At 47.9% G+C, this 1,478-nt stretch carries 2 protein-coding genes; one reads left to right on the top strand and one right to left on the bottom strand.

The window, feature by feature from the left end; genetic code table 11:
• Positions 1 to 299 (top strand): hypothetical protein (locus ACYVRA_RS06485; protein WP_461251842.1); only part of this gene is annotated, 299 nt, incomplete at its 5' end.
• A gap of 184 nt (positions 300 to 483) precedes the next feature.
• Here the strand turns inward: ACYVRA_RS06485 and groEL are convergent.
• A partial coding sequence (gene groEL / locus ACYVRA_RS06480; RefSeq protein ID WP_461251933.1) for a chaperonin GroEL occupies positions 484 to 1,478 on the bottom strand: 995 nt, incomplete at its 5' end.

The following is a 1,478-nucleotide window of genomic DNA, read 5'->3' as shown; positions in this document are numbered from 1 at the left end:
TACGCACTGATATAGATATTTTGCTTTCCAATACTTCTATATGTATGGCGGTGGAAGTCAAGCGATGGCTGGAAAGAACCGATCAAGTTGATGAACATATAAAACGAATGCAGTTGATACGGCAATACCCGCCCGCTGAAGTTAAAGATAAAAAGTTGTTGGGGGCGATAGTTGGCGCAGTGGTAACGCCCGAAGCGCGGGAATATGCGGAACAAAATGGTTTTTTTATTCTTGAATTAACAGGCGAAGATGTCCGTTTACTTGAACCACCGGAAGGCTTTCAACCTAAGGAATGGTAATTTTTCGCGAAGACTTCACACTAAGATCACAAAGGTACAAAGAACACAAAGAGGAATAAGGGGTTTATGTCCGTTATCTTATCGTGAAGCTTCACGCTAAGTCTTCGGACAAAAACCCTTTCTTCCCTCTTCTTTGTTTTCTCCGTGATCTTTGTGAGATCTTCAGGCAATCTTCGGGTATGAACTAGTAGTCCATTCCTCCCATGCCACCCATACCGCCGCCGGGCATTGCGGGAGCATCTTTCTTTTCGGGGATGTCCGTAATGGCGCATTCGGTGGTGAGCAAGAGACTCGCAATCGACGCCGCATTCTGTAACGCCGAACGGGTTACTTTTGCCGGGTCAATGATACCGGCTTTCAGCATATCAACCCATTCCATCTTGGCGGCGTCAAAACCGATGCCCTTCTTTTCGTTCTTTGCCTTTTCAGAGATGACTGCGCCGTCAAGACCGGCGTTTTCGGCGATTTGGCGGATTGGCTCTTCTAGGGCGCGTTTTACAATTTTAAAGCCGACTCTTTCATCATCGGTAAGATTGGTAGTGTCTGACTTGTCAAGTGCGAGGCTCGCCTGAATCAACGCGATAGCGCCGCCGGGGACAATGCCTTCGTCAATAGCGGCGCGAGTAGCGGACAGGGCGTCTTCAACGCGGTGTTTTTTCTCTTTAAGCTCGACTTCTGTTGCCGCGCCTACATTAATGACTGCTACGCCGCCCGCAAGTTTCGCAAGGCGTTCTTGCAATTTTTCGCGGTCGTAGTCGCTTGTGGTATCTTCAATTTGCGCTTTAATCTGCGCGATTCTGTCCTGAATGTCTTTTTGTTTGCCTGAGCCGTTAATAATAGTGGTATTGTCCTTATCGACTTTTACGGTTTTTGCTTTGCCTAATTGTGAAATATCTGTGTTCTCAAGTTTGAGGCCTAATTCTTCGGAAATTACTTCGCCGCCTGTAAGAATGGCGATGTCTTCCAGCATGGCTTTTCTGCGGTCGCCGAAACCGGGGGCTTTTACCGCGCAGGTGCGTAATGTGCCGCGCAGACTGTTCACGACCAAAGTTGAAAGGGCTTCGCCGTCACAGTCTTCGGCGATGATGAGCAGGGGCTTGCCGCTTTGGGCGACTTTTTCCAACAAGGGAAGCATATCCTTCATGCTTGAAACTTTTTTGTCGTGGATAAGAATATAAA

This window comes from Treponema sp. R8-4-B8 (assembly GCF_054786175.1).
Note: the sequence above shows the minus strand (reverse complement) of the source record. Positions and strands in the feature narration are given on the sequence as shown.